This window comes from Streptomyces sp. NPDC057010, assembly GCF_042673805.1.
Taxonomy (GTDB): Bacteria; Actinomycetota; Actinomycetes; order Streptomycetales; family Streptomycetaceae; genus Streptomyces.
In genome coordinates this window covers 75,837-101,471 of record NZ_JBHUSC010000001.1, presented here as the reverse complement: position 1 = coordinate 101,471, position 25,635 = coordinate 75,837, and the positions used below count along the sequence as shown (strand labels likewise).

Sequence of the window (25,635 nt, the reverse complement as noted above, 5' to 3'; positions counted from 1 at the left end):
GCCGATTCGAGGATCCACGTGCTCCTGCCCCTGACACCGACCCCGAACCCGAACCGACGCCGCCTGACCTTCGGCGCCGCCCTGCTGGCCGTGGTGGCCGGCCTGGCACCGATCACCGTCACCCTCGCCACGGCGGGCCCCGCCCGGGCAGCCGAGGCGCCGGCCCCCGATCTCCCCGCCCTGGTCCAGGCGTTGCGGAACACGACGGCGGCCGGGGCGCCGGGGGCGATGGCCCGTGTCAGCGGCCCCGAGGGCGTCCGGACCGGGGTGGTGGGCGTCCGCGACCGGAGCACGGGCGCGGCCATGGACACCGGGGCCCGCTTCCGGATCGGCAGCGTAACGAAGACCTTCTCCGCCGTGGTGGCGCTGCAACTCGTCGCGGAGGGGCGGATCCGGCTCGACGATCCGGTCGACCGGCACCTGCCGGGTCTGCTGCCCGACAAGCGGATCACCGTGCGCCACCTGCTGAACCACCGCAGCGGGCTGGCCGATTACACCGACGCCATGTTCGCCCGGACCGTTCCCGGGTTCGAGGCCGTACGGAACAAGGTGTTCGGCTACCGGGACCTCGTGGCGCTCTCGCTGCGCGAACCGAGGACCACCGAGCCGGGGGCCTCGTACCAGTACTCGAACACCAACTTCGTCGTCCTCGGCATGCTCATCGAGAAGACCACCGGGCAGCCGGTGGCCGAGGAGTACCGCCGCCGCATCATCGAGCCGCTGGGGCTGCGGAACACCTCGTACGTCCACCCCGGCACCCGGATCGAGGGGCGCCACGTCCGCGGCTACCTGCACCCCGACGAGGCCGGAGGGCCCCTGGTGGACTCCACCGAACAGACCGTGTCCTGGGCGCAGTCGGCCGGAGCGATGATCTCGGACGCCGCCGATCTGAACACCTTCACCTCCGCGCTGCTCGGCGGGCGGCTGCTGCCCGCGCGGACGCTGGAGCCGATGCTCGCCATGGCCCCGACCGACACCACGGGCACCCGCTCCTACGGGCTGGGGCTGCGCCGCTACGACCTCTCGTGCGGCACGTCGGTCTACGGTCACACGGGCACCGTGCAGGGCTACTACACCTACGCCTTCACCACCCGGGACGGCCGGCGCAGCCTCGCCGCCATGGCGAACACCTCGAACCGGGGCGCCGCGAACATGGCCCTCGGCGGGACCCTCGAAGCGGCGTTCTGCGGCAAGCGGGCCGCACCGGCGGGCACCCGCGGCTTCACGGTGGCCCCCGCCGAGGTGGACCTCCCGGAGCGGCACGCGCGCTGACCCCGCGCCCCCGGGGGCTGGTCCCCGGACCGGGTGGCGGGGATCATGGGAGCACGCCGGCCCGCCGGGCCCGCGCGCCCCGCCACCGAGTCCTGGAGCCACGTGTGTCTTCCGCGTCGAGTTATGCGTCCGGTGTCTGCGAAGTGCCGCTGCTGGGCGACACGATCGGCGAGAACCTGGACCGTACCGTCCGGCTGTTCCCGGGGCGCGACGCCCTGATCGACCGGGCCACCGGGCGCCGGTGGACGTATGCGGAGCTGGCCGCCGAGGTCGACGCGCTCGCGCTCGGGCTGCTGGACCTCGGCATCGCCAAGGGGGACCGGGTCGGGATCTGGGCCCCCAACTGCGCCGAGTGGACGCTGGTCCAGTACGCCACGGCGCGGATCGGCGCCGTCCTCGTCACCGTGAACCCCGCCTACCGCTCCCACGAACTGGAGTACGTACTGCGGCAGTCCGGGATCCGGCTGCTGGTGGCGGCGGAGCGCTTCAAAAGCTCCGACTACGCGGCCATGATCGAGGAGGTGCGGCCGCGCTGCCCGGAGCTGGAGTTCACGGCCCTGCTGGGCGGTCCCCTGTGGACCTCGCTGCTGGAGCGGGGCCGGCAGGGCGACCCGGCCGAACTGGCCCGGGCCCAGGCCGCGCTGAGCCCGGACGACCCGATCAACATCCAGTACACCTCGGGGACCACCGGGTTCCCGAAGGGCGCGACGCTCTCGCACCACAACATCCTGAACAACGGCTTCTTCGTCGGCGAGCTGTGCCACTACACCGAGCAGGACCGGGTCTGCATCCCGGTGCCCTTCTACCACTGCTTCGGCATGGTCATGGGGAACCTCGCCTGCACGAGCCACGGGGCGGCCATGGTGATCCCCGCACCGTCCTTCGACCCCGCGGCCACGCTGGCCGCGGTCGAGGCCGAGTCGTGCACCTCGCTCTACGGAGTGCCCACCATGTTCATCGCCGAGCTGGCGGAGCCGGGCTTCGACGCGTACGACCTGTCCAGCCTGCGGACGGGCATCATGGCCGGTTCGCCCTGCCCGGTCGAGGTGATGAAGGAGGTCATCGACCGGATGGGCATGACGGAGGTGTCCATCTGCTACGGGATGACGGAGACCTCGCCGGTGTCCACGCAGACCCGCGCGGACGACTCGGTCGAGCGCCGGGTGTCGACCGTGGGCCGGGTCGGGCCGCACCTGGAGGTGAAGGTCGTCGACCCGCAGTCCGGCCGGACCGTACCCCGGGGGGAACCGGGCGAGTTGTGCACCCGCGGCTACTCGGTGATGCTCGGCTACTGGGGCGAGCCGGAGCGGACCTCCGAGGCCGTCGACGCGGCCCGCTGGATGCACACCGGCGACCTCGCGGTCATGGACGACGACGGCTACCTGAGCATCACCGGCCGCATCAAGGACATGGTGATCCGCGGCGGCGAGAACCTCTACCCGCGCGAGATCGAGGAGTTCCTCCACACCCACCCGGACGTCCTGGACGTGCAGGTCATCGGCGTGCCCGACCCCAAGTACGGGGAGGAGCTCATGGCGTGGGTGCGGATGCGGGAGGGAGCCGAGCCGCTGACCGCCGCGGCCGTGCGCGCGTACTGCGAGGGGCGGCTCGCGCACTTCAAGATCCCGCACTACGTCCATGTCGTCGAGGAGTTCCCCATGACCGTCACCGGGAAGATCCGCAAGATCGAGATGCGCGAGGCGGCGGTCCGCCTGCTGGGGCTCCCCACCGACTGATCCAGCAGGGGCCGCCCTACCCGTGTGGGGTACCCCGGTACCCCAACGTGGCAACGTGGCCGAGAAGGCGGGGCGGTCGTGTGCTCTGCTTGAGGGGTCGGGAACGCCCGTCCCCGGGAGGCCCTCATGCCGCGTCCCGCCCACCTCCGCCTGGCCCCGCCCGCGCCCACACGGCCCGCCGCCCTGCTGCCCCCGCGTGATCTGGCGGTCGCCTGGGCGCTGATGGTGCTGCTGGCCGCCCTGGCGTGGCTGCTCACCGTCGGGCAGGCCCGTCACATGGGGATGGAGCCCGGCACCATGGGGCTGGCGCTCCCGCTGTTCCTGCTGCTGTGGGTGGTCATGATGGCGGCGATGATGCTGCCGTCGGTGGCGCCGGTGGCCATCACCTGGGTGCGCGCCATCGGGCGCCGCTCGGCCGGTCCCGCCCGTGCGCTGCGGATCGCGGAGTTCGTCAGCGGCTACCTCCTCGTCTGGACCGCCTTCGGGCTGCTGGCCTACGGGGCCCTGGCGGCGAGCGGGCACCTCGTGGACCGGGACCCCGGGGCGGCGCGCTGGATCGGCGCCACGGCGTTCCTGCTCGCGGGGGTGCAGCAGTTCGGGCCGCTGAAGCGGGTCTGCCTGCGGCACTGCCGCAGTCCGATGTTCCAGCTGGCCCGGTACGCGCGCTTCCGGCCCTGGGCGAAGGACCTGCGGGTCGGCGCACACCACGGGCTCTACTGCGTCGGCTGCTGCTGGGGGCTGATGATCGTCCTGATCCCGCTCGGCGTCATGAACGTGGCCGCGATGGCCGCGGTGGCCGGGGTGATCTTCCTGGAGAAGCTGTGGCGCCAGGGGCCCTGGCTCGCCTGGGCCGTCGGCCTGGCCTTCCTGGTCATGGCCGTGCTCGCCCCCTTCCAGGACTGGCTGCTGCCGGGCCTGGGGACGTCCGGTCCGATGCCGGACATGGACCGGATGGCGGGGTGAGGGGGAGGATGGACATGACGACCCGTGGCGTCCGCCGGCGCGGCGCCATGAGGAGGCGGCGACATGTCCGAGACGACAGCGACCGTGCCGAGATGGCACGCGGCCGGGGACTGGTTCGACACCTGCAGGTGCAACGTTCCCTGCCCGTGCTCCTTCGCGCAGCTCCCCACCTACGGCGAGTGCGACGGCGTCCTGGCCTGGCACATCCGTGAGGGCAACTACGGCGGGGTGCCGCTGGACGACCTCAACGTGGTGATGCTCGGCTCGTTCGTGGGCAACCTCTGGGCCGAGCACAGCGACACGTACGCGGCGGTCTTCCTCGACGAACGCGCGGACGACACGCAGCGCCAGGCCCTGCAGATGATCTTCGGCGGCCAGGCGGGCAGCTGGCCGGCCGAGATGGTGTCCATGATGGGGGCCGAGATGCGCGGCATGGACTTCGCCCCCATCCGGATCGAGGTGGACGAGGACCTCGGCGGCTGGCGGGCCACCGTCCCCGGCCGGGTCGAGGCGAGCGCCGAGGCCCTGAGCGGACCGACGACCCCGCCGGGCGAGCGCGTCCAGTCCACCAACCTCCCGGGGTGTGAGACCGGGCCCGGACAGGTCGCGACCTGGGGCCGTTCGACCGCGGACCGGGCCGACGCCTTCGGCTTCCGGTGGAACCGCGACGGCCGGTCCAGCAAGCACATCGCCTTCGACTGGACGGGCCCCGACTAGACCCCGCCCGCCCTGAGGGTGTTTCCGCATGCTGAGACCATTTCGCCACCATTCGGCCTGTCGGCGAACGGATCGCGCCATTGCGGCTGCGGGTCAACACCGGTGCCAGGGGGCCGGGTTACGGTCCGGCCATGGATTCGAACATACGGACCTCTGTCGCCTCTCCGCCCAGCCGACGTGCCCTCTTGCGCACCGCCGTGGCGGGTACGGCGGTCGCCGGCGCGGGGCTGACCCTCGGGTCGGCCTTCCCCGCCTCCGCCGCCTCGCTGGAGGCCGAGGGCGGGGACCGGCCCACGACGCCCGCGCAGGCGCTGCGCCGGCTGGCGGCGGGGAACGAGCGCTGGCGCACCGGGCGGCAGGAGCACCCGCACGAGTCCGCGGCCCTGCGCCGCCGGCTGGTGTCGGGACAGCAGCCGTTCGCGGTCGTACTGGGCTGCATCGACTCCCGCGTGCCCCCTGAGCTGGTCTTCGACCAGGGGTTGGGCGACCTGATGACCGTGCGGTCCGCCGGTGAGGTGCTCGACGAGGCCGTACTCGGGAGCGTCGCGTACGGGGTCCTCGAACTGCGCGTCCCGCTGGTGCTCGTACTGGCCCACCAGTCGTGCGGGGCGGTGGCCGCGGCGGTGCACGCCGACGAGTCCGGCGAGCCGCTGCCCGCACACATCCAGTACCTGGCGGACCAGATAAGGCCGTCCATCGACCGCGGCCAGCACGGCGATGCCCGCATCGACGCCACGGTCAACGCGCACGTGCGCAGCGTCCGCGACCGGCTGGCGACCGAGCCGGACCTGGCGGGCAGGGTGGCCTCGGGCCAACTGGCCGTGGTCGCCGCCCGCTACGAGCTGCGCGACCAGCGCGTACGCACCCTGTCCTGAGGGACGTCCGCCGCCGGTCAGCCCGCGCGGAGCCGGGAGGCCGCCTCGCGTGCCGCGTCGATGGCGCCGGCCCGGGCGGCCCGCCGGTCGTCGTCGGCGCGCGCGTAGGCGACCCAGACCACCATGTTGCTGCGGCGGAAGCAGACCTGTGCCGAGGCGGGGCCGCCGGGCGGGGCCTTCCGGAAGCGGAGGAAGGCCTCTTCCCCGATCCCGGGCACGTCCTCGGCCGTGTCCTTCTCCCAGCCGGTTTCGTCGGCGCGGGTCTCGCGCAGGTCCTCGCGGGCCAGGTCCACGGTCAGCCGGAAGGGCAGCAGGTGGACGTTGGAGCGGTAGGTGCCCTCCACGCGCGGGGCGGACCAGGTGCACGCGCCGGCATCCTCCCGGCCGCCGAGTGCGGTCGGCACCAGCCGGTGGATCGTCTCCGGGGTGACCAGCTCGCAGGAGTGCGGATCGGCGGTGAACTCCCCCGCCTGCGCCCGCTCCCACCACCTCCACGCCCCGAAACCGGCGGCCGCCGCGACGAGCAGCAGGAGGGCGACGACCAGGCAGGAGCGCGGGTACGTGGCAGGTGCGGAGGGTGTGGACACCGCCGCAGCATAGGTGGCGGCGCGCCCGCATGACACCGAAGCGCGGCAACGCGGGCGGCGCCGGAGCCGATTGACCTGCCGGAATGGCGTGTTCTGGGGCGGAACTTCCCGGTACGCGGGCCTGGCGCGGGGCGGGCGGGGTGCGCGAGGATCACGGCCGCACCCCGCCGTTCCGTGCCGCTTCTGCGGCACACCGCATCCCGCACAGGAGGATGTCCATGTCCCGCCGCACACCCCGCGGTCTCACCGCCACGGCCGCCGCCACCGCCGCACTGACCGTGCTCGCCCTCACCGGACAGGCCTCGGCCTCCGGGGCCGCGCCGTCGGCAGCGCCGCCCCGGGCCCGCGTCTTCATGGTCAACCCCGTCCAGTCCTCCGGCGACCAGTCCCTCGCCGACGGCAAGGACGCCGCCGACGCCGTGCCCTCCTCGGCCTACGCCACGGCCGAGCTGCGCAACCTGGACGGCACGGGCCGCCTTTCGGGCAGGTGGGCGTACGTCAGATCGGACACCGGCGCCTCGGCGGACCCCGCGGGCGCGACCGTATACAACCGCAGCGACGACCAGTTCGAGCAGGTCATGGCCTATTTCTGGGTGAACGAAGCCCAGGAGTACCTCCAGGGCCTCGGCTTCGGCACCGAACTGCCCGGGGCCAACGACCGGGCCCAGCCGGTCCGCATCAACCAGTGGGGCGCGGACAATTCCTTCTTCTCCGACAAGAAGGCCGAGATCCGCTTCGGCAAGGGCGGGGTCGACGACGCCGAGGACGCGGAGGTGATCGTCCACGAGTACGGCCACGCCGTGCACAACGCGCAGGTTCCCGGCTTCGGCACCTCCCCCGAGGCCGGCGCGATAGGCGAGGCCTTCGGCGACTACCTGGCCGTCGAGGTCGGATCGCACGCGGCCGCCGCGTACGGCTGGCCGCAGCGGGCCGATCTGGCGTGCGTCGCCGACTGGGACTCGGTCCCGTACAGCGCGGCCCCGCACTGCCTGCGCCGTATCGACGGGAACAAGGTCTACGGCGACCTGGAGGGTGAGGTGCACGCCGACGGCGAGATCTGGTCCCGTGCCCTCTTCGACATCCGCGGCGCCCTGGGCGCCCGTACGGCCGACCGCATCATCGTCAACGCGCAGTTCGGCTTCGCGCCCGGCACCTCCTTCCGGGACGCGGCCCTGACGACGATCGCCACCGCCCAGCGGATGTACGGGGCGGGCGCGGCGGACGCCGTGCGCGCCGCGTTCAAGGCCCGCCAGATCCCCGGCGTCCAGTAATCGCCATCCGCTTCCCCGGACTTGGCTCACCACCCCCGTCCGGGGAAGCGGAATGTTCCGTTTTTGGTCGCTGAGCGAACATCGCTCCCTGCTTTCCGGACAACAACAGGTCAAATCCTTGTTGCATACCTGTCAATCTGCCGTCGCTTCCTGGCAAGGTCATCAACCACCTAGCCCCCCACGGCAATTGAAGGAGCACGAGTGACCCTCCCCACGTCCTCAGCCCGCACCACCCGCAGCCGCAGCCGCACCCGCGCGCTGCGCGCCGCCGCCGTCGTCGCCTCGGCGGCCATGGTCGCCATCTCCGTGCAGAGCGGCTCCGCGAACGCGGCGGCCGAGCGGGAGGCGGGCGCCACCGCGCTCGCACTGACCGCCGACGCACGCGTCCAGGCGATCACCGCGGCGCAGAACAACGCGGCGGACACCGCCCGCGCCATCGGCCTGGCCGACGAGGAGCGCCTCGTGGCCCGCGATGTGGTCAAGGACGCCGACGGCACGGTGCACACCCGCTACGAGCGCACGTACGCCGGACTGCCCGTCCTCGGCGGCGACCTGGTGGTCCACCAGAAGAAGGACGGCAGCCGCAAGACCACCAAGGGCGTCGAGGCCCGAATAGCCCCGGCCGCCGCCCGCACCTCCCTGAAGGCCCCCGCCGGCGCCCGCCAGGTCGTCTGGGCCGCGAGCGGCAAGCCGGTCTTCGCCTACGAGGCCGTCGTGACCGGCACCCAGCCCGACGGCACCCCCAGCGAGCGCCACGTCATCACGGACGCCGCCACCGGCGCCGAGCTGTACGCGTACGAGGCCATCGACTCCGGCACCGGGACCAGCGAGTACTCCGGCACGGTCACGCTCGGCACCACCGCGAGCGGGTCGGCGTACAGCCTGACCGACGGCGGCCGCGGCGGCCACAAGACCTACGACCTGAACGGTGCCACGTCCACCGCCACGGGCAGCCTGTTCACCGACGCGGACGACAAGTGGGGCGACGGGCTGCCGTCGAACCGTCAGACGGCCGCCGTCGACGCCCACTACGGCGCCGCCGTGACCTGGGACTTCTACAAGTCCGAGCTCGGCCGCAACGGCATCGCCGGGGACGGCAAGGCCGCCTACTCCCGCGTCCACTACGGCAACGCCTACGTGAACGCCTTCTGGTCCGACAGCTGCTTCTGCATGACCTACGGCGACGGCGCCAACAACCAGAAGCCGCTGACGTCCCTGGACGTCGCCGGACACGAGATGAGCCACGGCCTGACCGCCGCCACGGCCAAGCTGAACTACAGCCGCGAGTCGGGCGGCCTCAACGAGGCCACCAGCGACATCTTCGGCACCTCGGTGGAGTTCTTCGCCAACAACTCCTCCGACATCGGCGACTACCTCATCGGCGAGAAGATCGACATCCGCGGCAACGGCACGCCGCTGCGCTACATGGACAAGCCCAGCAAGGACGGCGCCTCGGCCGACTACTGGTCCAAGACCGTGGGCCGGCTCGACGTGCACAACTCCTCCGGCGTCGCCAACCACTTCTTCTACCTGCTGTCCGAGGGCAGCGGCGCGAAGACGGTCAACGGGGTGTCCTACGACTCGCCCACCTACGACGGCTCCACCGTCACCGGAATCGGCCGGACCAAGGCCTACAAGATCTGGTACAAGGCGCTCTCGACCTACATGACGTCGACCACCAACTACGCCGGGGCGCGCACCGCGACCCTGCAGGCGACGGCCGACCTGTACGGGGCGAACGGAACCGAGTACCAGCAGGTGGCGGCGGCCTGGAAGGCCGTCAACGTCAACGGCTGAGCCGTCCGGCGGGGCGTCCGGGGGATCGCGCAGCCGATCCCCCGGGCCCCCGGCAGGGCCCCGCGCCGTGACCGGACGGCATTGGAGGTTCTTGCGATCCTCCCAGGTGAGGGCGGGTTTTCCCGGACGCTTCCACCCGGGGCCGGCCGGGGCGGCCGGCCCTGCGGGCTGTAGGACCGCGGGTCCCGAGAGACGATGGTGGGTAGCCCCGCGAGGCTCGTCCGCCAGAGGTCCCACGGCGCCGGGCCGACGGCCGGAAGGGAGCCATCGCGATGGATGCAGCCGATGCGCCCAGGGCTGACGCCGACCTCGCCAGACCGCCCGGTCTCGCGCCGCCCAGCGGGCTGCTCGACGTCCTGAACGTGGCCGCGGTCGTCCTCGACGACCAGGGGCGGATCGCCCTGTGGAGCCCGCAGGCCGAGCAGCTGTTCGGCTGGACGGCGGCGGAGGCACTGGGCCGCCCGGCCGCCCAGTTGCTGGCGTCCAAGGAGCACGTGGGCCTGGTGATGGAGCTGTTCGCGCGGGTGATGGGCGGGGCGGGCGACTGGGCCGGGGCGTTCCCCGTACTGCACAAGGACGGCAGCACCAGCCTCGTGGAGTTCCGCAACATGAGGCTGCTGGACGAGCGCGGGGACCGCTACGCCCTGGGGATCGCGACCGACCGGGCCCGGCTGCGGCACCTGGAGCGGGACCTGGCCCTGTCGGCCCGCCTGGTGGCGCAGTCCCCGATCGGGCTCGCGGTCCTGGACACCGATCTGCGGTACGTGCTGGTCAACCCGATGCTGGAGCGCATCAACGGGCTGCCGGCCGCCGCGCACATCGGCCGCCGGGTGCGCGAGGCCCTGTCCTTCCTGGACGACGCGGAGGCCGTCGAGGCAGCGATGCGCCAGGTACTGGCCACCGGTACGCCGCTGCTGGAGCAGTTCACCGCCGGCCACACCCACGCCGACCAGCGCACCGAACACGCCTGGTCGGTTTCGTACTACCGGCTGGAGGACGCGACGGGCCGGGTACTGGGCGTGGCGACTTCGGTGGTGGACGTCACCCAGAGTCACCAGGCGGCCAAGGAGATCGGCCACAGCCGCCGCCGGCTCGCCATGATCGCGGACGCGACGGTCCGTATCGGCACCACGCTCGACCTGGACCAGACCGCCCGGGAGCTGGCCGACGTCGTCGTTCCGGAGCTGGCCGACATCGCGGCCGTGGACATCCTGGACTCGGTCCTGGAGGGCCGTCCCAGCATGGCCATGACCTCCCGCGGGCCGGCGGTCTTCCGGGCGCTCGCCGTGGCGGCCGCCTACCCGAGCGAGGCCGTGCGCGCCGCGGACCCGCCGGGCGACATCGCCCGCTACGAGGCGGACCGGCTGGTCACGCAGTCCGTGACGACCGGGCACCCGGTGCTCGTGGCCCACGTGCACGCCCGGGACCTCTCGCGGATCGCCCGCAACGACGACGCGGCCGCCCTCCTGGCCCGGGCCGGGCTGCGCTCCTATCTGGCCGTGCCGCTCATCGCCCGCGGCGAGGTCCTCGGGGCGCTCGACCTCAAGCGGACCCGCAATCCGCTGCCCTTCGACGACGACGACATCATCCTGGCGGGCGAGCTGGCCGCCCGGGCCGCGGTGTGCATCGACAACGCCCGCTGGTACCGCAACGCGCACCACACCGCGCTGGCCCTCCAGCACCACCTGCTTCCGCACCACCCGCCCCTCACCCCGGGTCTGGAGGTCGCCTACCGGTACCAGCCGGCGGCGGCCACCAGTGAGATCGGCGGCGACTGGTTCGACGCCTTCGCGCAGCCGAACGACACGACCGCCATCGTCATCGGCGACGTCATGGGCAGCGGCATCAACGCGGCCGCCAGCATGGGCCAGCTGCGGACCGCCACCCGCACGCTCGCCGAGCTGGGCCTCGACCCCGCCCAGGTGCTCGAACACCTCGACCGGACCACCGCCGGGCTGGACGAGACCATCGCGACCTGCATCTACGCCGTCTACGACCCGCACCGCGCGCAGTGCCGCATGGCCGTCGCCGGACACCTGCCGCCGGTCCTGATCCGCAGGGGCCGGGCGCCCCGGCTGCTCGACCTGCCCACGGGCACCCCCCTGGGTGTGGGCGGGATCCCCTTCGAGGCGACCACGGTCCCGATGGAGGCCGACGACCAGCTGGTCCTGTACACGGACGGGCTGGTCGAGACCCGCGACCGGCCCATCGACGACCGGCTGTCCCTGCTGCTGGAACTCCTCGCCGGCAGCGGCCGGACGCTGGAGCAGACGTGCGACCGGCTCCTGGACTCCCTGCGCCACCCGGACGACCACGACGACGTCGCCCTGGTCATCGCCCGGGTCCGCCCCTACGTCCCGGACTTCGGCTAGACGGCCTGGAGGGCGAGGCCCTCGACCAGCTCGGCGCCGGGCAGCTCGGCGAACAGCTTGCCGGGCGCGATGATCTTGCCGCGGCGGCGGCCGCTGCCGACGAGGACGTACGGCATGTCGGCGACCGCCGGGTCCACGAGCAGAGGCCAGTCGGCCGGCAGGCCGACCGGGGTGATGCCGCCGTACTCCATTCCGGTCAGCTCCACGGCCGTCGCCATCGGGGCGAAGGACACCTTGCGGGCTCCGAGGTGGCGGCGGACGGCGCCGTTCACGTCGACGCGGCCGGCCGAGGCCACCAGGCAGGCCGCGAGGCTGGTCTCACCACCGCGTTTGGCGGCCACGACCACGCAGTTGGCGGACTGGCCGAGCAGTTCCGGCCCGTAGTGCTCGACGAAGGCGGCGGTGTCGGCGATCTCCGGATCGGTGTCGACGTAGAGGATCTGCTCGGCGGGGATCGCGCCCCGCCAGGCGCGGACCGCTTCGGCCACCGGCCGGGTCAGTTCGGCGAGGCAGTCGGGGGCGGGCCGGACGGGGTCGAAAGGACCGATGGGAGCGCGCATACCCGCACGGTAACAGGGCGCGCGCAGCCCCCGGTTCAGATCTCCGCGAGCGCCCGGCGACCGGCGGGCGGCGCGGCCTGCTTCCCGCGGGTGGCCGCCCGAGCGGTGATACTCGGCCGATGGATTCCATATACCGCAGCACGGCAGGCCGGGAGCAGATCCGCCGCTGGTGCGGCGAACGGCTCGACGCGTGGCCGGTGGCGCACGAGCGGCTGTCGTTGACCGCCAACGGGGCACGGACCCACGCGGTGATCGCAGGATCCGGCCCGACCACGGTCGTCTTCGTGCCCGGGACGAACTTCAACGCCGCGGTGTCGCTCCCCCTGGCCACCGCCCTGGTGTCGGCCGGCCACCGGCTCGTCGTTCCGGACGTCCCCGGGCAGCCCGGTCTCAGCTCCGGGGAACGGGGGATCTCCGGCGGCCGTCTGTCCTGGTACGGCACGTGGCTGAGCGAGGTGCTGGACGCGGTCGCGGCGGGACCGGCGGTGGTGGCCGGCCACTCGTTCGGCGCGGCCATCGCCCTCTCCAGCGCGTCGCCGCGCATCGAGCGGCTCGTTCTGCTGTCCCCGGGAGGCCTGGGCAGGCTGCGGCTGTCCCCGGGGCTGCTGGCCGCGTCGGCCGCCTGGTTCGTACGGCCGACCGCGGCCCGCAGCGCGCGGCTCCTGCGGGCGATGCACGCCCCCGGCCGGCGTCCGCGCGCGGAGCTCGTGGACTGGATGACCCTGGTCGCACGCCACTCCCGTTCGAGCGGGGCCCCCGGGAGGGCCGAACTTCCGGCGCGTGAGGTTCCGCGGCTGGTCGCCACCGGCGCGTACGACACCTTCCTGCCGCCGCGCCGGCTCGCCCCGGCGGTCCGCGCGGCCCTCGGGACCGGCCTGCACGTCGTACCGGACGCCGGTCACCTCCTGGTCGACGAGCATCCGGACCGGGTGGCCGCCCTCATCCGAGGGGGCGACCTGTGACACGGCGGGGTGAGGCCGCCCGGTGACCCGGCCGCGCAGGTCCGAGGGGGTCCGCTTACGATGCGGGGTATGAGTCGGCAGGCGAAGCGAGCGGTGGTGCCCTTCGGGCTGCGCTCCTGCCTGTTGCTCGTACTGAGCGTGCTGTTCGGGCTCGTCGCCATGCACGGCCTGGGCCCGGGGAGTCTGCCCGCGGCCGCACACACCACGGCCGGCGCGCACCACGGTGCCGAGGCCGGGGCGGGACACGAGGGCTGTGTCCACGCCGGCGATCCGTCGGACGGCGGCAGCGGCGGGCATGCCGCGCACGCCGATGCGACCTGCGCGGCCGCCGGCATCGCGGGTTCCCCCGTCCTGCCGGTACCGGCCGTGCTGCCCGGCACGGTCCACGCTCCGACGGCGGCCGGGCACGGGCTCGTTCCCGACGTCGCCCCGGGCGGACGCGCTCCTCCGTCACTGAGCGAACTGCAGCTCCTGCGCATATAGGGCGGCCCTTTCCCCAGGCCAACGCCCTATCTTCGGCACGCCCCGCGTGCGCGTGCCTTCACACCAGGAGCAGCACCAGCATGACCGCCAAGCGTTCCCTCGTCCGTCGCGCCACCGCAGTCGCCGCGACCGCCACCGCCGCCCTCGTCCTCGCCGCCTGCGGCGGCAGCGGCAGCGCCGACAGCGGCTCGGCCCACAGCGGCGGCCACAACGCCCCCGCTTCACCCTCCGCCTCCGCCTCCGCCTCCCAGCAGGGTGCGCACAACGCGGCCGACGTCGCCTTCGCCCAGGGGATGATCCCCCACCACCGGCAGGCCGTGGAGATGGCCGCCCTCGCCACGACGCGCGCCGAATCGGCCGAGGTCAAGGCGCTCGCCGACGAGATCAAGAAGGCCCAGGACCCGGAGATCCGGACCCTGTCCGGCTGGCTGACCACGTGGGGCGAGCAGGTCCCCGCCGAAGGCGGCGGCCACGGCGGGCACGACATGTCCGGGATGATGACGGCCGACGAGATGGCCGGCCTGGGGAAGGCTTCCGGCAAGGCCTTCGACACGGCGTTCCTCCAGCTGATGGTCAAGCACCACGAGGGCGCCGTCGCCATGGCGAAGACCGAGCAGTCCGGCGGCTCGTACCAGCCCGCCAAGGACATGGCCGGCGCCATCGTCTCTTCGCAGAGTGCCGAGATCACCCGGATGAACAAGCTCCTCGGCAAGAGCTGATCACCATCCCCCGCAGGGGGTGTGGGCCCATCGCCCACACCCCCTGCGGGGCCTTCCCCCCGCCCCGCCCCTTCCCGGCTGCGCCGCCCGGGGGCTCCGCCCCCGTACCCCCGCGCCTCAAACGCCGGCGAGGCTGAAATTTCCGCCCCGCCGCGGTCCGGCGTGCCCTTCGGCATCCCACGTACCGCCCCTGCGCCAAGGAGTCCCCTATGACCCCCGCCCAGCTCGCGACCCCGCCCCCGATCACCCCCGCGCCGGCGTCCGGATCGGGGGGCCGCGCCGCCCTGCGCCAGGCCCGGTCCCGCCGCAAGGCCCTTCTCGCCCGGTACCTCGGCTACGTCGGCTACTTCGTCGGCGCCGGGTTGATCAGCGGCGCCGTCGTCCACCACCCCCTCGACCCCGCGCGCTACACCCGGATAGCGGTGTACGGCGTCGTGGTCTTCCTCGCGGCCACCGCCCTCAACGAGTTCCTCCTCGCCGACCGCAAACCGACCCCCGGGCGGGTGGTGAGCATCATGGGGGCCTCCCTGCTGCTCTCGTTCGGGATCGGCATGCTCAGCGGTGGACTCCAGCACTTCGAGGACTTTCCGGCCCGCGCCGCCGTCCTCATCCCCATCGGAATCGTGCTGTCCTTCGCCGCCTACGTGATCAAGGACGAGCACTCCTCGTGGCGGCGCCTCTTCGGTCCGGCCGGACTCGCCGTGCTGATGGCCGCGCTCCTCGCCCTGGGCGGGCTCCGCTACGTCGCCTCCTCGATCGCCGGGCAGCCGGACGGCGGGGGCGGACACAGCCACGGCCCGGAAAGCACGCCCCTCCCCGGCCCCTCGGCCCCGCCGACCCCCGCACCGACCCCCGCTCCCGCGCGGAGCGCGACCGGCGCACCGGGCCACGGCGACGGCCACGCGCACTGAACGGCCGCTGAACGGCCCCCGCCCGGGGCCTGCCAACCGGCCACGGGGGCCCAGGGGTTCCACCGTCCGGCGTCGTAGGTTTCTCCAAGGGACCTGCCGGGCCGGTGAGTTGTTCGCCCCTACTTCTCGTGAGCGCCCCCGGCTCCCCCACCCGACCCCGTATGATCACGGCATGGTTACAGCTTGGTCGCGTTCCGGCGGCCGGTCGATCCGCCCGTCCGCGGGTCGGCTGACCGTCGTCGCGCTGGCCTTGCTGATCCTGGGCTTCCTGTGCCCGCACGACAGCGAGCCGGGAAGCCCCACCTCCGCCTCCCGCGTGGTCGCCGCCGCCGGCGAGGAGCACCACGGGCCTTCACACGACTGTGCGCCGCTCTCGCCGCAGGCGGTGGCCGTGGTCGACGCGGCCAAGCCGCTCGCCGCTCCCGCCCTGCGCCCGGCGGCGACCGTTCTTCCGGGCCGGTTCCCCGCGCCCGTCAGGGTGCGGCAGCGGACGGACCGTCCCGTCCCGGCACCTCCCGCGGCGCCATCCGTCCTCCAGGTGTAGGCCGCAGTTGCGACGACACTCGACGCGCTGCGGGATGTGACCGTAACGGGGCGGTATGTTCGGATCCCTTCAGATCTGACGCTCCGACACCCGCGATCGCGCGCAGCCGACCGGAACCGCCGACGACACTCCCGCCCCCACCGGGGCGCGGCAGTGACTGTTGTACGGAGGAACTGTGCCTCGCCACCCTCGCGCGCCCTGGCCGCGCGCCCTGCTCGCCTGCCTGCTGAGCGGGCTGCTGCTCGCGGCCGTCCACTGCTCCTCGTACCTCTCCGGCGACACCCACGGCCACCTCTCCCTCGCGGCCCCGGCCGCAGCCGCCGCCGAACACGAGCAGCCGCACGCTCCGGCGCGGCCGCTGCACGACCACGGCGCCGCGTGCACCCTCCCCGGCCTGGCGGCCCAGGCCGCCGACGGCGGGTTCCCGCACCCGACCGGCCCGGTCCTCGTCCCGCTCCCGGCCCCGGCCGCAGGGCGGTCCGCGGCGCACGCGCCGGCGCCGGCGCCGGGGTCCCGTAGAACCCGCATAGCCCGCCCGGGCCGTACCACGCTCGCCGTCGTGTGCCGGTGGCGCATCTAGGCCGCTCGTCCCGCAGCCGTCCCCACGGCTCCCGAACGAGCACCCGACGCGTACCACCGAAACGAAGGCGCAGCCATGCACCCCTCGATCACCGACACGTCATCAGCCATGCCCTCCGCCCTGTCCGGGCTGGTCGGCAACACCCCGCTGCTGCGGATCTCCGAGCCCCTCGCCCCGGCCGGCCGGGGCTTCTGGGCCAAGCTGGAGGGCTTCAACCCCGGCGGCATCAAGGACCGCCCCGGCCTCCACATGGTCGAACGCGCCCGCGCCCGCGGCGACCTCAAGCCCGGCGCCCGCATCATCGAGTCCACCAGCGGCACGCTCGGGCTCGGCCTCGCCCTCGCGGGCATGGTGTACGGCCACCCGGTCACCCTCGTGACCGACCCCGGCCTGGAGACCTCCATGACCCGGCTGCTCGCCGCCTACGGGGCCCGGGTCAACGTCGTGTCCGAACCGCACCCGACCGGCGGCTGGCAGCAGGCCCGGCGCGACCGGGTCACCCGGCTGCTGGCGCAGCACCCGGACTCCTGGTGCCCCGACCAGTACAACAACCCCGACAACACCACCGCCTACACCCCGCTGGCCCTCGAACTCGCCGGCGCGCTGGGGCACATCGACGTCCTGGTGTGCAGCGTGGGCACCGGCGGCCACTCCGCGGGCATCTCCCGCACGCTCCGCCAGCTCTATCCCGATCTGACCCTCATCGGCGTGGACACCATCGGCTCGACCATCTTCGGGCAGCCGGCCCGGCCCCGGCTGATGCGCGGGCTCGGGTCCAGCATCTACCCCCGCAACGTGGCCTACGAGAACTTCGACGAGGTGCACTGGGTCTCCCCGGCCGAAGCCGTGTGGACCTGCCGGCGGCTGGCCGGCTCCCACTACGCCACCGGAGGCTGGAGCGTCGGCGCGGTCGCGCTGGTCGCGGGCTGGACGGCCCGCTCCCTGCCCGAGGACACGCGGATCGCCGCGGTCTTCCCGGACGGCCCGCAGCGCTACCTCGGCACCGTGTACGACGACGACTACTGCGCCGCCCACGGCCTGCTCGACGGCCCGCCGGCGCCCGAACCGGACCTCATCGGCCGCCTCGACGAGAAGGAGGTCACCCGCTGGACGCGCTGCACGACGGTGGTGGACCCGCTCACCCTCGGCGCCCCCGACACCGGGGAGCAGGGCCGGTGAAGGGAACCCTCGCGCAGGTCCGTTCGTACGAGCGCAGCGTCCGGTTGCTGATGGTGAACCAGTTCACCATCAACCTCGGCTTCTACATGCTCATGCCCTACCTGGCCACCCACCTGGCGGGCCCGCTGGGGCTCGCCGGCTGGCTGGTCGGGCTGATCCTCGGCGTCCGCAACTTCAGCCAGCAGGGCATGTTCCTGATCGGCGGAACCCTCGCCGACCGGCTCGGCTACAAGCCCATGATCATCGCGGGTCTGGTGCTGCGCACCGCCGGCTTCGCGGTCCTGGGGCTCGTGGATTCGGTGCCGGCCCTGCTCGCGGCATCCGCCGCGACGGGGCTGGCCGGGGCCCTGTTCAACCCCGCGTCCCGCGCCTACCTCGCAGCCGGTGCCGGAGAGCGCAGGGTGGAGGCGTTCGCCCTGTTCAACGTCTTCTACCAGGCCGGGATCCTGCTCGGCCCGCTGGTGGGGATGGTGCTCACCGGGGTCGACTTCCGGGTGACCTGCCTGGTGGCGTCGGGGATCTTCGCCGTGCTGAGCCTCGTGCAGATCCGGGCCCTGCCCGCCCGCCGGGCGCCGGACACGAAGACCGCCGAGGGCGTCCTCACCCAGTGGCGCGGGATCTTCGCCAACCGTCCGTTCCTGCTCTTCTCCGCGGCCATGACCGGCTCGTACGTCATGTCCTTCCAGGTCTACCTCGCCCTCCCCCTGGAGGTGCGGCGCCTGGGCGGGGAAGGGCGGTTCGGCACGGCCGCGGTGGCGGCGCTGTTCGCCGTCTCCGGGCTGAGCACGATCCTGTTCCAGACGAGGGTGACCGCCTGGTGCAAGGCCCGGATGGAACCGGGCCGGGCCCTGGTGTGGGGCCTGCTGATCATGGGGGCGGCGTTCACACCGTTGCTGTCGGCCTCGGCCGTGCCGGTGCCGGGCGGCGGGGTGGGGCGATGGCTGCTGGCCTGCGTACCGGCCGCGCTGGCCGCGCTGTTGCTGGCGCTGGGCACGATGATCGCGTACCCCTTCGAGATGGACACGATCGTCCGCCTGGCCGGTGACCGGCTCGTGGCCACGCACTACGGGTTGTACAACACCATCTGCGGGGTCGGCATCACCCTGGGCAACCTGCTCACGGGCGTGGCCCTGGACGCCGCGCGCGACGCCGGGATGTCCGCGCTGCCGTGGCTGGCGCTGTGCGCGCTCGGCCTCCTGTGCGGCGGCGCGCTCTACGGGCTGCACCGCGCCGGCCGCCTCGCGCCGCCCGCGCAGCGGTCCCGGTCGGAACCCGTGACCGTCTGACCGTGTCACCGGCGGCCGGGGGGCGGGCGCATCACCGCGTCCGTCCCTCGCCGCCGGCCGCCTGGACGGTGAAGGCCGCCGTCCGGACCGTGCCCTCGTGCCGGAAGTCCAGGAAGAGCCGGTAGTTCCCCGGGCTCGGTGCCGTCGCCGTGAAGGAGACGTCCGGCCCGGGGCCGCCCTCGTTGGGGTGGACGTGCAGGTAGGCGAGGTCCCCCTCGCGCAGGGCGACGAGGTGGCCGTACGCCCCGAGGTACGGTTCGAGGTCCGTGACCGGCTTGCCGTCCTTGCCGACCGTGAGCCGGAGTTCGCCCGCCTTGCCGGGGTCGAGGGCACCGCCGAGTGCGATCCGGTAGCCGTCCACCTCCGCCGTACGGGCGGCCGGGGGCAGGGGGTTCGGCTCGTAGGGGCCGGGGACCGAGAGGTCCGCGCCGAGGATGACGCCCTTCGCGCCGCCGTCGGCCGGGGCGAAGTCGGCGAAGGCCTTGTAGCCTCCCGCCGCCGGCAGGTCGACGGGTGCGGACCAGGTGCCGTCGGCCGCCCGTACCGGGTGCAGGTGGCGGTAGACGGTGAGATCGCGCGAGGCGACGATGAAGTGCAGTTCCTTGCCGTGTTCCGTCTTGTACGCGGTGACGTTGCGGCCCTGCGCGTCCTTGATCGCGAACCTCAACTCGCCCGGGCCCGCGGCGATCCTCGGGGTGTCGAGGGCCAGGGTGTAGCCGCCTTCCGAGACCTGGAGGCCGCCCGCGGCCGGCGCCGCGGGCACCGCGTCGTGCTCCCCGTGCCCGGCCTCCGTGCCCGCCGGCGCCTGCGCCTGCGCCGCGTGTCCGGCGTGGTCCGGCTTCGCCGGGGCGCCCGTGGGGCCCACCCCCTTCCCCACTCCGTACGCGGTCCCGAAGGTCGCGGCGAGCGCCGCGGCGAAGGCGGTGATCTTGATTCCGGTGTTCATGGCTGCTCTCCCGTGCCAAGTGGGTGCCGTGCCCGGCGGATTCACGGGTCACCATACCCCTGAGGGGTATCAAGTCAAGGCGGGCGGACGCTTGCGCACTCATACCCTCGGGGGGTATATCTGTGGAGGCCACTCCTGCGATACCCCTACAGGGTACCCGTACATTCCGACCAAGGAGCTCCCATGTCTTCCTGCTGCGGCCCCGACGGCAGCTGCGACACGACCCTCGGCGAGTCCTCGACCGCCACGGCCACCGACGTGGCGGCCCCCGTGCCCATGTCCATCGAGCTCCACGACGCCACGATCTCGGCGGCGCTCGACTACGCGGGCTACGCGCTCACCGGCCGGGACTGACATCCCCGGCCCACTCTCACTCACGCCCACACGAGGAGCAGTACGCATGACCACCCTCACCACCGGCGCAGCCCACGTCGAACTCGCCATCGGCGGCATGACCTGTGCCTCGTGCGCGGCTCGCATCGAGAAGAAGCTCAACCGCATGGACGGGGTCGAGGCGACCGTCAACTACGCCACCGAGAAGGCCAGGGTCACCTTCGACGCCGACGTCTCCGTGGCGGACCTGATCGCCACCGTCGAGGCCACCGGCTACACCGCGCACGAGCCCGTACGGGCCTCCGCGGCCGGCGGTGCCGCCGCGGAGGCGGAGCCGGAGGAGGCCGACGGGCTGCGCCCCCTGCGGCAGCGGCTCGTCACCGCCGTCTCCCTCGCCGTGCCCGTCGTCGCGCTGTCCATGGTTCCCGCCCTCCAGTTCGACTACTGGCAGTGGCTCTCGCTGACCCTCACGGCGCCCGTCGTCACCTACGCCGCCTGGCCCTTCCACCGCGCCGCCTGGACCAACGCCCGGCACGGCGCGGCCACCATGGACACGCTGATATCGGTGGGTACGACGGCCGCGTTCCTGTGGTCCCTGTGGGCGCTGTTCTTCGGCACGGCGGGCATGCCCGGCATGACCCACCCCTTCTCGCTCACCATCGGCCGCAGCGACGGCGCGGGCAACATCTACCTGGAGGCGGCGGCCGGCGTCACCGCCTTCATCCTGGCCGGCCGCTACTTCGAGGCCCGGTCCAAGCGCAAGGCCGGGGCCGCCCTCAAGGCGCTGCTCGAACTGGGCGCCAAGGAGGTCACGGTGCTGCGCGGCGGCCGCGAAGTCACCGTGCCCACGGCCGACTTGCAGGTGGGGGACCGTTTCCTGGTGCGCCCCGGTGAGAAGATCGCCACCGACGGCACCGTCGTCGAGGGCTCCTCGGCGGTCGACGCCTCCATGCTGACCGGCGAGTCGGTGCCCGTCGAGGTGTCCGCCGGGGACTCCGTCACCGGGGCCACCCTCAACGCCGGCGGCCGTCTGGTCGTCGAGGCCACGCGGGTCGGCGCCGACACCCAACTGGCCCGGATGGCCCGGCTGGTGGAGGACGCGCAGAACGGCAAGGCCGCTGCCCAGCGCCTCGCCGACAGGATTTCCGCGGTGTTCGTGCCGGTCGTCATCGGTCTCGCGCTGGCCACCCTCGGGTTCTGGCTCGGCTCCGGCTCCGGGCTCACGGCCGCCTTCACCGCCGCGGTCGCCGTCCTGATCATCGCCTGCCCCTGCGCCCTGGGCCTGGCCACCCCGACCGCCCTCATGGTCGGCACCGGCCGCGGCGCGCAGCTGGGCATCCTGATCAAGGGGCCGGAGGTCCTGGAGACCACCCGCAAGGTCGACACCATCGTCCTGGACAAGACCGGAACCGTCACCACCGGCCGGATGACCCTGCTGAAGGTGCACACCGCGGAGGGCACGGACGAGACCGAAGTGCTGCGCCTGGCGGGCGCGTTGGAGCACGCCTCGGAGCACCCGATCGCCCAGGCCGTCGCCGCCGGCGCCGCCGCCCGGGTCGGCGCGCTGCCCACCCCCGAGGACTTCGCCAACGTCCCGGGCCTCGGTGTCCAGGGCGTCGTCGAGGGACACGCCGTCCTCGTCGGCCGCGAGCAGCTGCTCGCCGAGTGGGCCATGGAGCTGCCCGGGGCGCTGGCACGCGCCAAGGCCGCCGCCGAGGCCGCGGGGCGCACGGCGATCGCGGTCGCCTGGGACGGCGAGGCCCGCGCGGTCCTGGAAGTCGCCGACGCCGTCAAGGAGACCAGCGCCGAGGCGATCGTACGGCTGCGCGCGCTGGGGCTGACCCCGATCCTGCTCACCGGTGACAACCGGGCGGTCGCCGAGGCCGTCGCGGCCGAGGTCGGCATCGACGAGGTCATCGCGGAGGTCATGCCCCAGGACAAGGTCGACGTGGTCAAGAGGCTCCAGGCCGAAGGCCGCAGCGTCGCCATGGTCGGCGACGGCGTCAACGACGCGGCCGCCCTCGCCCAGGCCGACCTGGGCCTGGCCATGGGCACCGGCACCGACGCCGCCATCGAGGCGGGCGACCTGACCCTCGTACGGGGAGACCTGCGGGCCGCGGCCGACGCCATCCGGCTCGCCCGCAAGACCCTCGGCACCATCCGCTCGAACCTGTTCTGGGCCTTCGCCTACAACGTGGCCGCCCTGCCGCTCGCCGCGGCCGGACTGCTCAACCCGATGATCGCCGGAGCGGCCATGGCCTTCTCCTCCGTCTTCGTCGTCGGCAACAGCCTGCGGCTGCGCGGCTTCCGGGCCGCCTGAGCTGCCCTACGCGACGCCCGAGAGGTCGATGCGGAACATGCCGCGGCCGTGGGTGGCGCAGACCAGGGTCTCGTCCATCCAGAAGAGGTCGTCCACCGAGCAGTTGGTGGGGCCCTCGTTCGTCGGGGACCACGTCGCTCCGGCGTCCTCGCTCGCGAACAGGCCGACCTCGGTGCCGCAGTAGAGGAACCCGGTGCGGCGCGGGTGGAGGGCGAGGGCGCGGATCGGGGCGTCGGGGAGGAGGGCGGCGAGGTCGTCCCAGCGGGAGCCGCCGTCTTGGGTGACCCACAGGTTGTCCGGATCGTAGCCGCCGAAGGCGACATAGGCGGTGTCCGGGTCCGTCGGGTGGACGGTGATGCAGGTGCAGTAGCGGCGCGGGCGCAGCGGGTGGGTGCCGGTGACGCCCAGGCGGGACCAGGTGGGGGTGGGCGCCGTGCCGTTGGTGGTGCGGAAGACCATGCCGTTCTCGTGCCCTACCCAGACCACGTCGGAGGTGGCCGGCGCCACCGCGATCGCGCTGATCAGGGATCCGGCGCTGGGTTTGACGGCCCGCCAGCTCGGCCCCGAGTTCACGGTGTTCGGCCGTTTCGCGTCGTTCGTGCGCCACAGGGAGAGGCCGCCCGCCAGCAGCCGGTTCGCATCGTTCGGGTCCAGTACGAACGGCGCGATGAACAGCGCGTCGCGGTTCATCGCGTCCGTGATGCGGAACGGCACCGGCTTCCAGTCCAGGTCGCCCGTCGCCGGGTTCGGGAACTGGCCGTGGATGAAGGTGTGGCCCGGTATGTCCTCCGTGGTGCCGCCGTCGGTGTTGCGGTGGATGGCGAGGTGGACGTACTCGCCGTAGAAGACGTCCGGGTCCGACGGGTCCGCCGCGCACCATCCGCCGTCCCCGCCGAAGAACGAGACCCAGCCCTCGGTGCCGGCCGCCGGGTCGAAGCAGATCGTGCCGTTGTCCTGCGCCCCGCCGATGATCTTCCCGCTGGTGGTGTTGCCTGCGCCGCCGAAGAACTGCGTGACCCCGTAGTTGTTGACCAGTTCGGTCCAGCCGTTCACGAACGGGGCCTCGGGCTCGGTGCCCACCTCCGCGAGGTCCGCCGCCTTGAACACCCCGCCGTCGTTGCCGAAGAACACCGTCCGGTTGGCGACGCCGTCGTAGGCGGGGTGCGCGACGATGGCGTGCTGGTCGGCGTGCGCGGAGGCCGGGTCCCACCAGGTGCTGATCTCGGCCACCCGGTCGCCGCCGTCCGTACTGCGCCACAGGTTGACCCCGCCCACGACGACGAGGTCCTCATCGGTCGGGTCACCAGCCCAGACCGCGTTGTCGTACCAGCCCTGGTCGCCCAGGTACTGGGCCTTGCGCCCCTCCGGGTCCCGGGTCTTCCTGCGCCGGTAGGTCTCACCGCCGTCCTCCGAGCGCCACAGCTCCCCGGTGTCCATCTGGACCGACGCGTACACGACGTCCGGGTCCTTCGCGGCGTACGCGAGTTCCACCCGGCCCACCCACTGCCCGTGGCCGGCGGCTTCCCAGGTGCGGCCCCCGTCCCTGCTGAACCACGCCTCCCCCACGTCCAGCGAGCCCGCCACCGCACGGCCGTTGTCCCGCGGGTCGAACGCGACGTATCCGACGGGTACGTCCAGGACCCGCGTCCACCGCGCCCGCGCCGGACCGGAGCTGCGGAAGACGCCGGTCGCGGTGGACACGAGGAGCACGGCGCCCGTCGCCGAGACCGCGATCCGGGTCACGAACTGGAAGTCCGGGGTCTGCGTCGACTCGATCGGGGCCCAGGCGGTCAGGTCGGTCGTGCGGAACACGCCGTTGCCGCGCAGCGCGTCGCCGTTCGAGAAGCCCTCGCCCGTGCCGACGTAGATCGTCGAGGGGTCGGCGGGGTCCATCGCGATGCAGGAACAGGCGAGGTTCCCGAGGAAGTCGTCGAGGGGTGCCCAGCCGGCGCCGCCGTCCTTCGTGTGCCATACACCGCCGCCCGCGCTCACGGCCCACATCCGCCGGGGCTGGGCCGGGTGGATGGCGATGCCGCGGGTGCGGCCGCCGATGTTGCCCGGGCCGAGCCATTCCCAGGAGGTCAGGGACATGCCGGCGGTCGGCGACGGCCGGCCCGCCCGCCCCCGCCCGCGGCCGCCGGCCGGGCCCGTCGGAACGCCCGCCGTGACCCGGCGGCGCGCGGTGCTCCGCAGCCGGGACTCCGTCTGCCTGAGCGCCGTCCCGAGCGCGCGCGGGGCCACCGTGCCGTCGTCGCCGCGCTCCTGTGCGAGCCGGAAGCGCTCGCGGGCGGCGGGCATGTCCGGATAGTTGAGGCGCCGCAGCGCCCGCTGCATCCGCGCCTCGGGAAGGCTTTCGAGGGTCGCGTTCGTCGTCCCCCGGCTCTCGCGCAGCAACCGCACCTGCTCGACGGTGATGTGTTTGGCCTCGGCCAGTTGCTTGTCCGACATGGCCATGACGGGCTCCTGAGGGATTGGCGTTACGGGCGGAACCTGCGGGCGCGGCTCTCGACCGTCCGGTCCAGCACCAGCTCCCAGACGGGTGCGCCGGTACGCGGCTCCACCGCGCGCAGGACGACCTCGGACTCCCCGCCCCCGCCCGCACGCGCGGCCAGCTCGACGCGCAGGCCGCCGACGAGGGCGTACTCCAGCACGTCGGGGCCGAGCACGGACGGGCCCGGGGCCGGGGCCCCGGGCGGCGGCGGGGGCCGTGCGGCCGGCTCGGTCAGCGGCCGTACCGAAGGGCGGTCGCCCGACAGATCGACGCGCAGCGCCCCGTACGCCTCGCGCGCCTCTTCGGCCGCTGCGCGCGGACTCGGCGGCGCCCCGCCCCCGTACGACGCCCGCGCGCTCCATCGGATCACGAGCCGGTCATCACCTTCTTCTTCGGTGGACACGGTGAACCCGGCGGAGTCGTGCAGGGTGGGGCGCACCCACTCCGGCAACACGAGCTCCGCGGAGGTCCGGCGCTCCTCCCCGGTCGCGGCGTCGAGCACGGTCACGCGCGGCGCCCGCGAGGTCTCGAAGTCCAGGGCGACCACCGCGCCTTCGCTGCCGCCGCCGGTGAGGAGGGCGCACGGCCGCAGCCCGCTGCCGTGCCGCCACCGCACGGCGCCGGTCGCAGGGTCGAGCGCGATGAGGGTGCCGCCCCGGTCGTACACGACCGCACGGCGGCCTTCCCCGTCGACCACACCGCGCGGGAAACCGGGCACGACGGTTCATCCC

At 73.4% G+C, this 25,635-nt stretch carries 23 protein-coding genes; 18 read left to right on the top strand and 5 right to left on the bottom strand.

The annotated features are described in order from the left end of the window. The first annotated feature begins 18 nt into the window (after positions 1–18). From ACFTXQ_RS00500 to ACFTXQ_RS00480, 5 genes are all read left to right on the top strand, one after another. The gene (locus ACFTXQ_RS00500) at positions 19–1,272 is read left to right on the top strand and encodes a serine hydrolase domain-containing protein (RefSeq protein ID WP_382634213.1); all 1,254 of its coding nucleotides are present in this window, start codon (positions 19–21) and stop codon (positions 1,270–1,272) included. Between the two features lie 104 nt (positions 1,273–1,376). Further along, complete coding sequence (locus ACFTXQ_RS00495; RefSeq protein ID WP_382634211.1) at positions 1,377–3,008, top strand: AMP-binding protein; 1,632 nt, start codon at positions 1,377–1,379, stop codon at positions 3,006–3,008. A 126-nt stretch (positions 3,009–3,134) separates the two neighbouring features. Further along, positions 3,135–3,971: a DUF2182 domain-containing protein gene (locus ACFTXQ_RS00490; RefSeq protein WP_382634208.1), complete on the top strand. Its 837-nt coding sequence runs from the start codon at positions 3,135–3,137 to the stop codon at positions 3,969–3,971. A gap of 63 nt (positions 3,972–4,034) precedes the next feature. After that, positions 4,035–4,688: a DUF1326 domain-containing protein gene (locus ACFTXQ_RS00485; RefSeq protein WP_382634205.1), complete on the top strand. Its 654-nt coding sequence runs from the start codon at positions 4,035–4,037 to the stop codon at positions 4,686–4,688. A gap of 131 nt (positions 4,689–4,819) precedes the next feature. Next, positions 4,820–5,563: a carbonic anhydrase gene (locus ACFTXQ_RS00480; RefSeq protein WP_382634203.1), complete on the top strand. Its 744-nt coding sequence runs from the start codon at positions 4,820–4,822 to the stop codon at positions 5,561–5,563. Between the two features lie 17 nt (positions 5,564–5,580). On the opposite strand, the gene ACFTXQ_RS00475 is transcribed toward ACFTXQ_RS00480, so the two are convergent. Then, positions 5,581–6,150: a hypothetical protein gene (locus ACFTXQ_RS00475; RefSeq protein ID WP_382634201.1), complete on the bottom strand. Its 570-nt coding sequence runs from the start codon at positions 6,148–6,150 to the stop codon at positions 5,581–5,583. A gap of 218 nt (positions 6,151–6,368) precedes the next feature. Between ACFTXQ_RS00475 and ACFTXQ_RS00470 the strand changes: the two genes are divergently transcribed. The 3 genes from ACFTXQ_RS00470 to ACFTXQ_RS00460 all read left to right on the top strand — a co-directional run bounded on the left by ACFTXQ_RS00470 (position 6,369) and on the right by ACFTXQ_RS00460 (position 11,590). Continuing rightward, positions 6,369–7,421, top strand: coding sequence for a M4 family metallopeptidase (locus tag ACFTXQ_RS00470; protein ID WP_382634199.1), 1,053 nt, complete (start codon positions 6,369–6,371; stop codon positions 7,419–7,421). Positions 7,422–7,712: 291 nt separating this feature from the next. Further along, complete coding sequence (locus ACFTXQ_RS00465; RefSeq protein ID WP_382635088.1) at positions 7,713–9,218, top strand: M4 family metallopeptidase; 1,506 nt, start codon at positions 7,713–7,715, stop codon at positions 9,216–9,218. Between the two features lie 272 nt (positions 9,219–9,490). Beyond that, positions 9,491–11,590: a SpoIIE family protein phosphatase gene (locus tag ACFTXQ_RS00460; protein ID WP_382634196.1), complete on the top strand. Its 2,100-nt coding sequence runs from the start codon at positions 9,491–9,493 to the stop codon at positions 11,588–11,590. On the opposite strand, the gene ACFTXQ_RS00455 is transcribed toward ACFTXQ_RS00460, so the two are convergent. Then, positions 11,587–12,150, bottom strand: coding sequence for a YbaK/EbsC family protein (locus tag ACFTXQ_RS00455; protein ID WP_382634193.1), 564 nt, complete (start codon positions 12,148–12,150; stop codon positions 11,587–11,589). The two genes, ACFTXQ_RS00460 and ACFTXQ_RS00455, sit on opposite strands and share 4 nt — an antisense overlap. 119 nt (positions 12,151–12,269) lie before the next feature. Here ACFTXQ_RS00455 and ACFTXQ_RS00450 point away from each other — a divergent pair, with 119 nt between their 5' ends. The 8 genes from ACFTXQ_RS00450 to ACFTXQ_RS00415 all read left to right on the top strand — a co-directional run bounded on the left by ACFTXQ_RS00450 (position 12,270) and on the right by ACFTXQ_RS00415 (position 18,814). Then, positions 12,270–13,112 (top strand): alpha/beta fold hydrolase, encoded by an 843-nt coding sequence (locus ACFTXQ_RS00450; protein ID WP_382634191.1) that lies wholly within the window; start codon positions 12,270–12,272, stop codon positions 13,110–13,112. Between the two features lie 69 nt (positions 13,113–13,181). Next, on the top strand, positions 13,182–13,595 hold the full coding sequence (locus ACFTXQ_RS00445) for a DUF6153 family protein (protein ID WP_382634188.1): 414 nt from the start codon (positions 13,182–13,184) through the stop codon (positions 13,593–13,595). Positions 13,596–13,675: 80 nt separating this feature from the next. Continuing rightward, positions 13,676–14,314 (top strand): DUF305 domain-containing protein, encoded by a 639-nt coding sequence (locus ACFTXQ_RS00440; protein ID WP_382634186.1) that lies wholly within the window; start codon positions 13,676–13,678, stop codon positions 14,312–14,314. A gap of 209 nt (positions 14,315–14,523) precedes the next feature. Next, positions 14,524–15,225, top strand: coding sequence for a hypothetical protein (locus ACFTXQ_RS00435; protein ID WP_382634185.1), 702 nt, complete (start codon positions 14,524–14,526; stop codon positions 15,223–15,225). 172 nt (positions 15,226–15,397) lie between these two features. Continuing rightward, complete coding sequence (locus ACFTXQ_RS00430) at positions 15,398–15,769, top strand: hypothetical protein (protein WP_382634183.1); 372 nt, start codon at positions 15,398–15,400, stop codon at positions 15,767–15,769. Between the two features lie 175 nt (positions 15,770–15,944). Continuing rightward, on the top strand, positions 15,945–16,349 hold the full coding sequence (locus tag ACFTXQ_RS00425) for a hypothetical protein (RefSeq protein ID WP_382634182.1): 405 nt from the start codon (positions 15,945–15,947) through the stop codon (positions 16,347–16,349). A gap of 75 nt (positions 16,350–16,424) precedes the next feature. Further along, positions 16,425–17,528: a PLP-dependent cysteine synthase family protein gene (locus ACFTXQ_RS00420; protein WP_382634181.1), complete on the top strand. Its 1,104-nt coding sequence runs from the start codon at positions 16,425–16,427 to the stop codon at positions 17,526–17,528. Further along, positions 17,525–18,814 carry an MDR family MFS transporter gene (locus ACFTXQ_RS00415; RefSeq protein WP_382634178.1) on the top strand — a complete coding sequence of 430 codons (1,290 nt, stop codon included), beginning with the start codon at positions 17,525–17,527 and terminating at the stop codon, positions 18,812–18,814. The genes ACFTXQ_RS00420 and ACFTXQ_RS00415 overlap by 4 nt, the downstream gene beginning before the upstream one ends. A 31-nt stretch (positions 18,815–18,845) precedes the next feature. Here ACFTXQ_RS00415 and ACFTXQ_RS00410 read toward each other — a convergent pair whose 3' ends face one another. After that, the gene (locus ACFTXQ_RS00410) at positions 18,846–19,760 is read right to left on the bottom strand and encodes a hypothetical protein (RefSeq protein ID WP_382634176.1); all 915 of its coding nucleotides are present in this window, start codon (positions 19,758–19,760) and stop codon (positions 18,846–18,848) included. A gap of 183 nt (positions 19,761–19,943) precedes the next feature. Between ACFTXQ_RS00410 and ACFTXQ_RS00405 the strand changes: the two genes are divergently transcribed. Beyond that, entirely contained in the window at positions 19,944–20,114 is a 171-nt protein-coding gene (locus tag ACFTXQ_RS00405; protein WP_382634173.1) for a hypothetical protein, read from the top strand. A gap of 46 nt (positions 20,115–20,160) precedes the next feature. After that, the gene (locus ACFTXQ_RS00400; RefSeq protein ID WP_382634170.1) at positions 20,161–22,413 is read left to right on the top strand and encodes a heavy metal translocating P-type ATPase; all 2,253 of its coding nucleotides are present in this window, start codon (positions 20,161–20,163) and stop codon (positions 22,411–22,413) included. Between the two features lie 6 nt (positions 22,414–22,419). Here the strand turns inward: ACFTXQ_RS00400 and ACFTXQ_RS00395 are convergent, their stop codons facing one another. Both ACFTXQ_RS00395 and ACFTXQ_RS00390 read right to left on the bottom strand, forming a co-directional pair. Further along, a complete protein-coding gene (locus ACFTXQ_RS00395; protein WP_382634168.1) occupies positions 22,420–24,867 on the bottom strand; it encodes a WD40/YVTN/BNR-like repeat-containing protein in 2,448 nt (815 codons plus the stop codon). A 23-nt stretch (positions 24,868–24,890) separates the two neighbouring features. Beyond that, a complete protein-coding gene (locus tag ACFTXQ_RS00390) occupies positions 24,891–25,622 on the bottom strand; it encodes a PQQ-binding-like beta-propeller repeat protein (protein WP_382634165.1) in 732 nt (243 codons plus the stop codon). Positions 25,623–25,635: the final 13 nt, after the last annotated feature.

Excerpts from the sequence above, each read along its gene's own strand:
- ACFTXQ_RS00490 (WP_382634208.1), top strand. The coding sequence starts at position 3,135 with ATGCCGCGTCCCGCCCACCTCCGCCTGGCCCCGCCCGCGCCCACACGG.
- ACFTXQ_RS00485 (WP_382634205.1), top strand. The coding sequence starts at position 4,035 with ATGTCCGAGACGACAGCGACCGTGCCGAGATGGCACGCGGCCGGGGAC.
- ACFTXQ_RS00480 (WP_382634203.1), top strand. The coding sequence starts at position 4,820 with ATGGATTCGAACATACGGACCTCTGTCGCCTCTCCGCCCAGCCGACGT.
- ACFTXQ_RS00470 (WP_382634199.1), top strand. The coding sequence starts at position 6,369 with ATGTCCCGCCGCACACCCCGCGGTCTCACCGCCACGGCCGCCGCCACC.
- ACFTXQ_RS00465 (WP_382635088.1), top strand. The coding sequence starts at position 7,713 with ATGGTCGCCATCTCCGTGCAGAGCGGCTCCGCGAACGCGGCGGCCGAG.
- ACFTXQ_RS00460 (WP_382634196.1), top strand. The coding sequence starts at position 9,491 with ATGGATGCAGCCGATGCGCCCAGGGCTGACGCCGACCTCGCCAGACCG.
- ACFTXQ_RS00455 (WP_382634193.1), bottom strand. The coding sequence starts at position 12,150 with ATGCGCGCTCCCATCGGTCCTTTCGACCCCGTCCGGCCCGCCCCCGAC.
- ACFTXQ_RS00450 (WP_382634191.1), top strand. The coding sequence starts at position 12,270 with ATGGATTCCATATACCGCAGCACGGCAGGCCGGGAGCAGATCCGCCGC.
- ACFTXQ_RS00445 (WP_382634188.1), top strand. The coding sequence starts at position 13,182 with ATGAGTCGGCAGGCGAAGCGAGCGGTGGTGCCCTTCGGGCTGCGCTCC.
- ACFTXQ_RS00440 (WP_382634186.1), top strand. The coding sequence starts at position 13,676 with ATGACCGCCAAGCGTTCCCTCGTCCGTCGCGCCACCGCAGTCGCCGCG.
- ACFTXQ_RS00435 (WP_382634185.1), top strand. The coding sequence starts at position 14,524 with ATGACCCCCGCCCAGCTCGCGACCCCGCCCCCGATCACCCCCGCGCCG.
- ACFTXQ_RS00430 (WP_382634183.1), top strand. The coding sequence starts at position 15,398 with ATGGTTACAGCTTGGTCGCGTTCCGGCGGCCGGTCGATCCGCCCGTCC.
- ACFTXQ_RS00420 (WP_382634181.1), top strand. The coding sequence starts at position 16,425 with ATGCACCCCTCGATCACCGACACGTCATCAGCCATGCCCTCCGCCCTG.
- ACFTXQ_RS00410 (WP_382634176.1), bottom strand. The coding sequence starts at position 19,760 with ATGAACACCGGAATCAAGATCACCGCCTTCGCCGCGGCGCTCGCCGCG.
- ACFTXQ_RS00405 (WP_382634173.1), top strand. The coding sequence starts at position 19,944 with ATGTCTTCCTGCTGCGGCCCCGACGGCAGCTGCGACACGACCCTCGGC.
- ACFTXQ_RS00400 (WP_382634170.1), top strand. The coding sequence starts at position 20,161 with ATGACCACCCTCACCACCGGCGCAGCCCACGTCGAACTCGCCATCGGC.
- ACFTXQ_RS00395 (WP_382634168.1), bottom strand. The coding sequence starts at position 24,867 with ATGGCCATGTCGGACAAGCAACTGGCCGAGGCCAAACACATCACCGTC.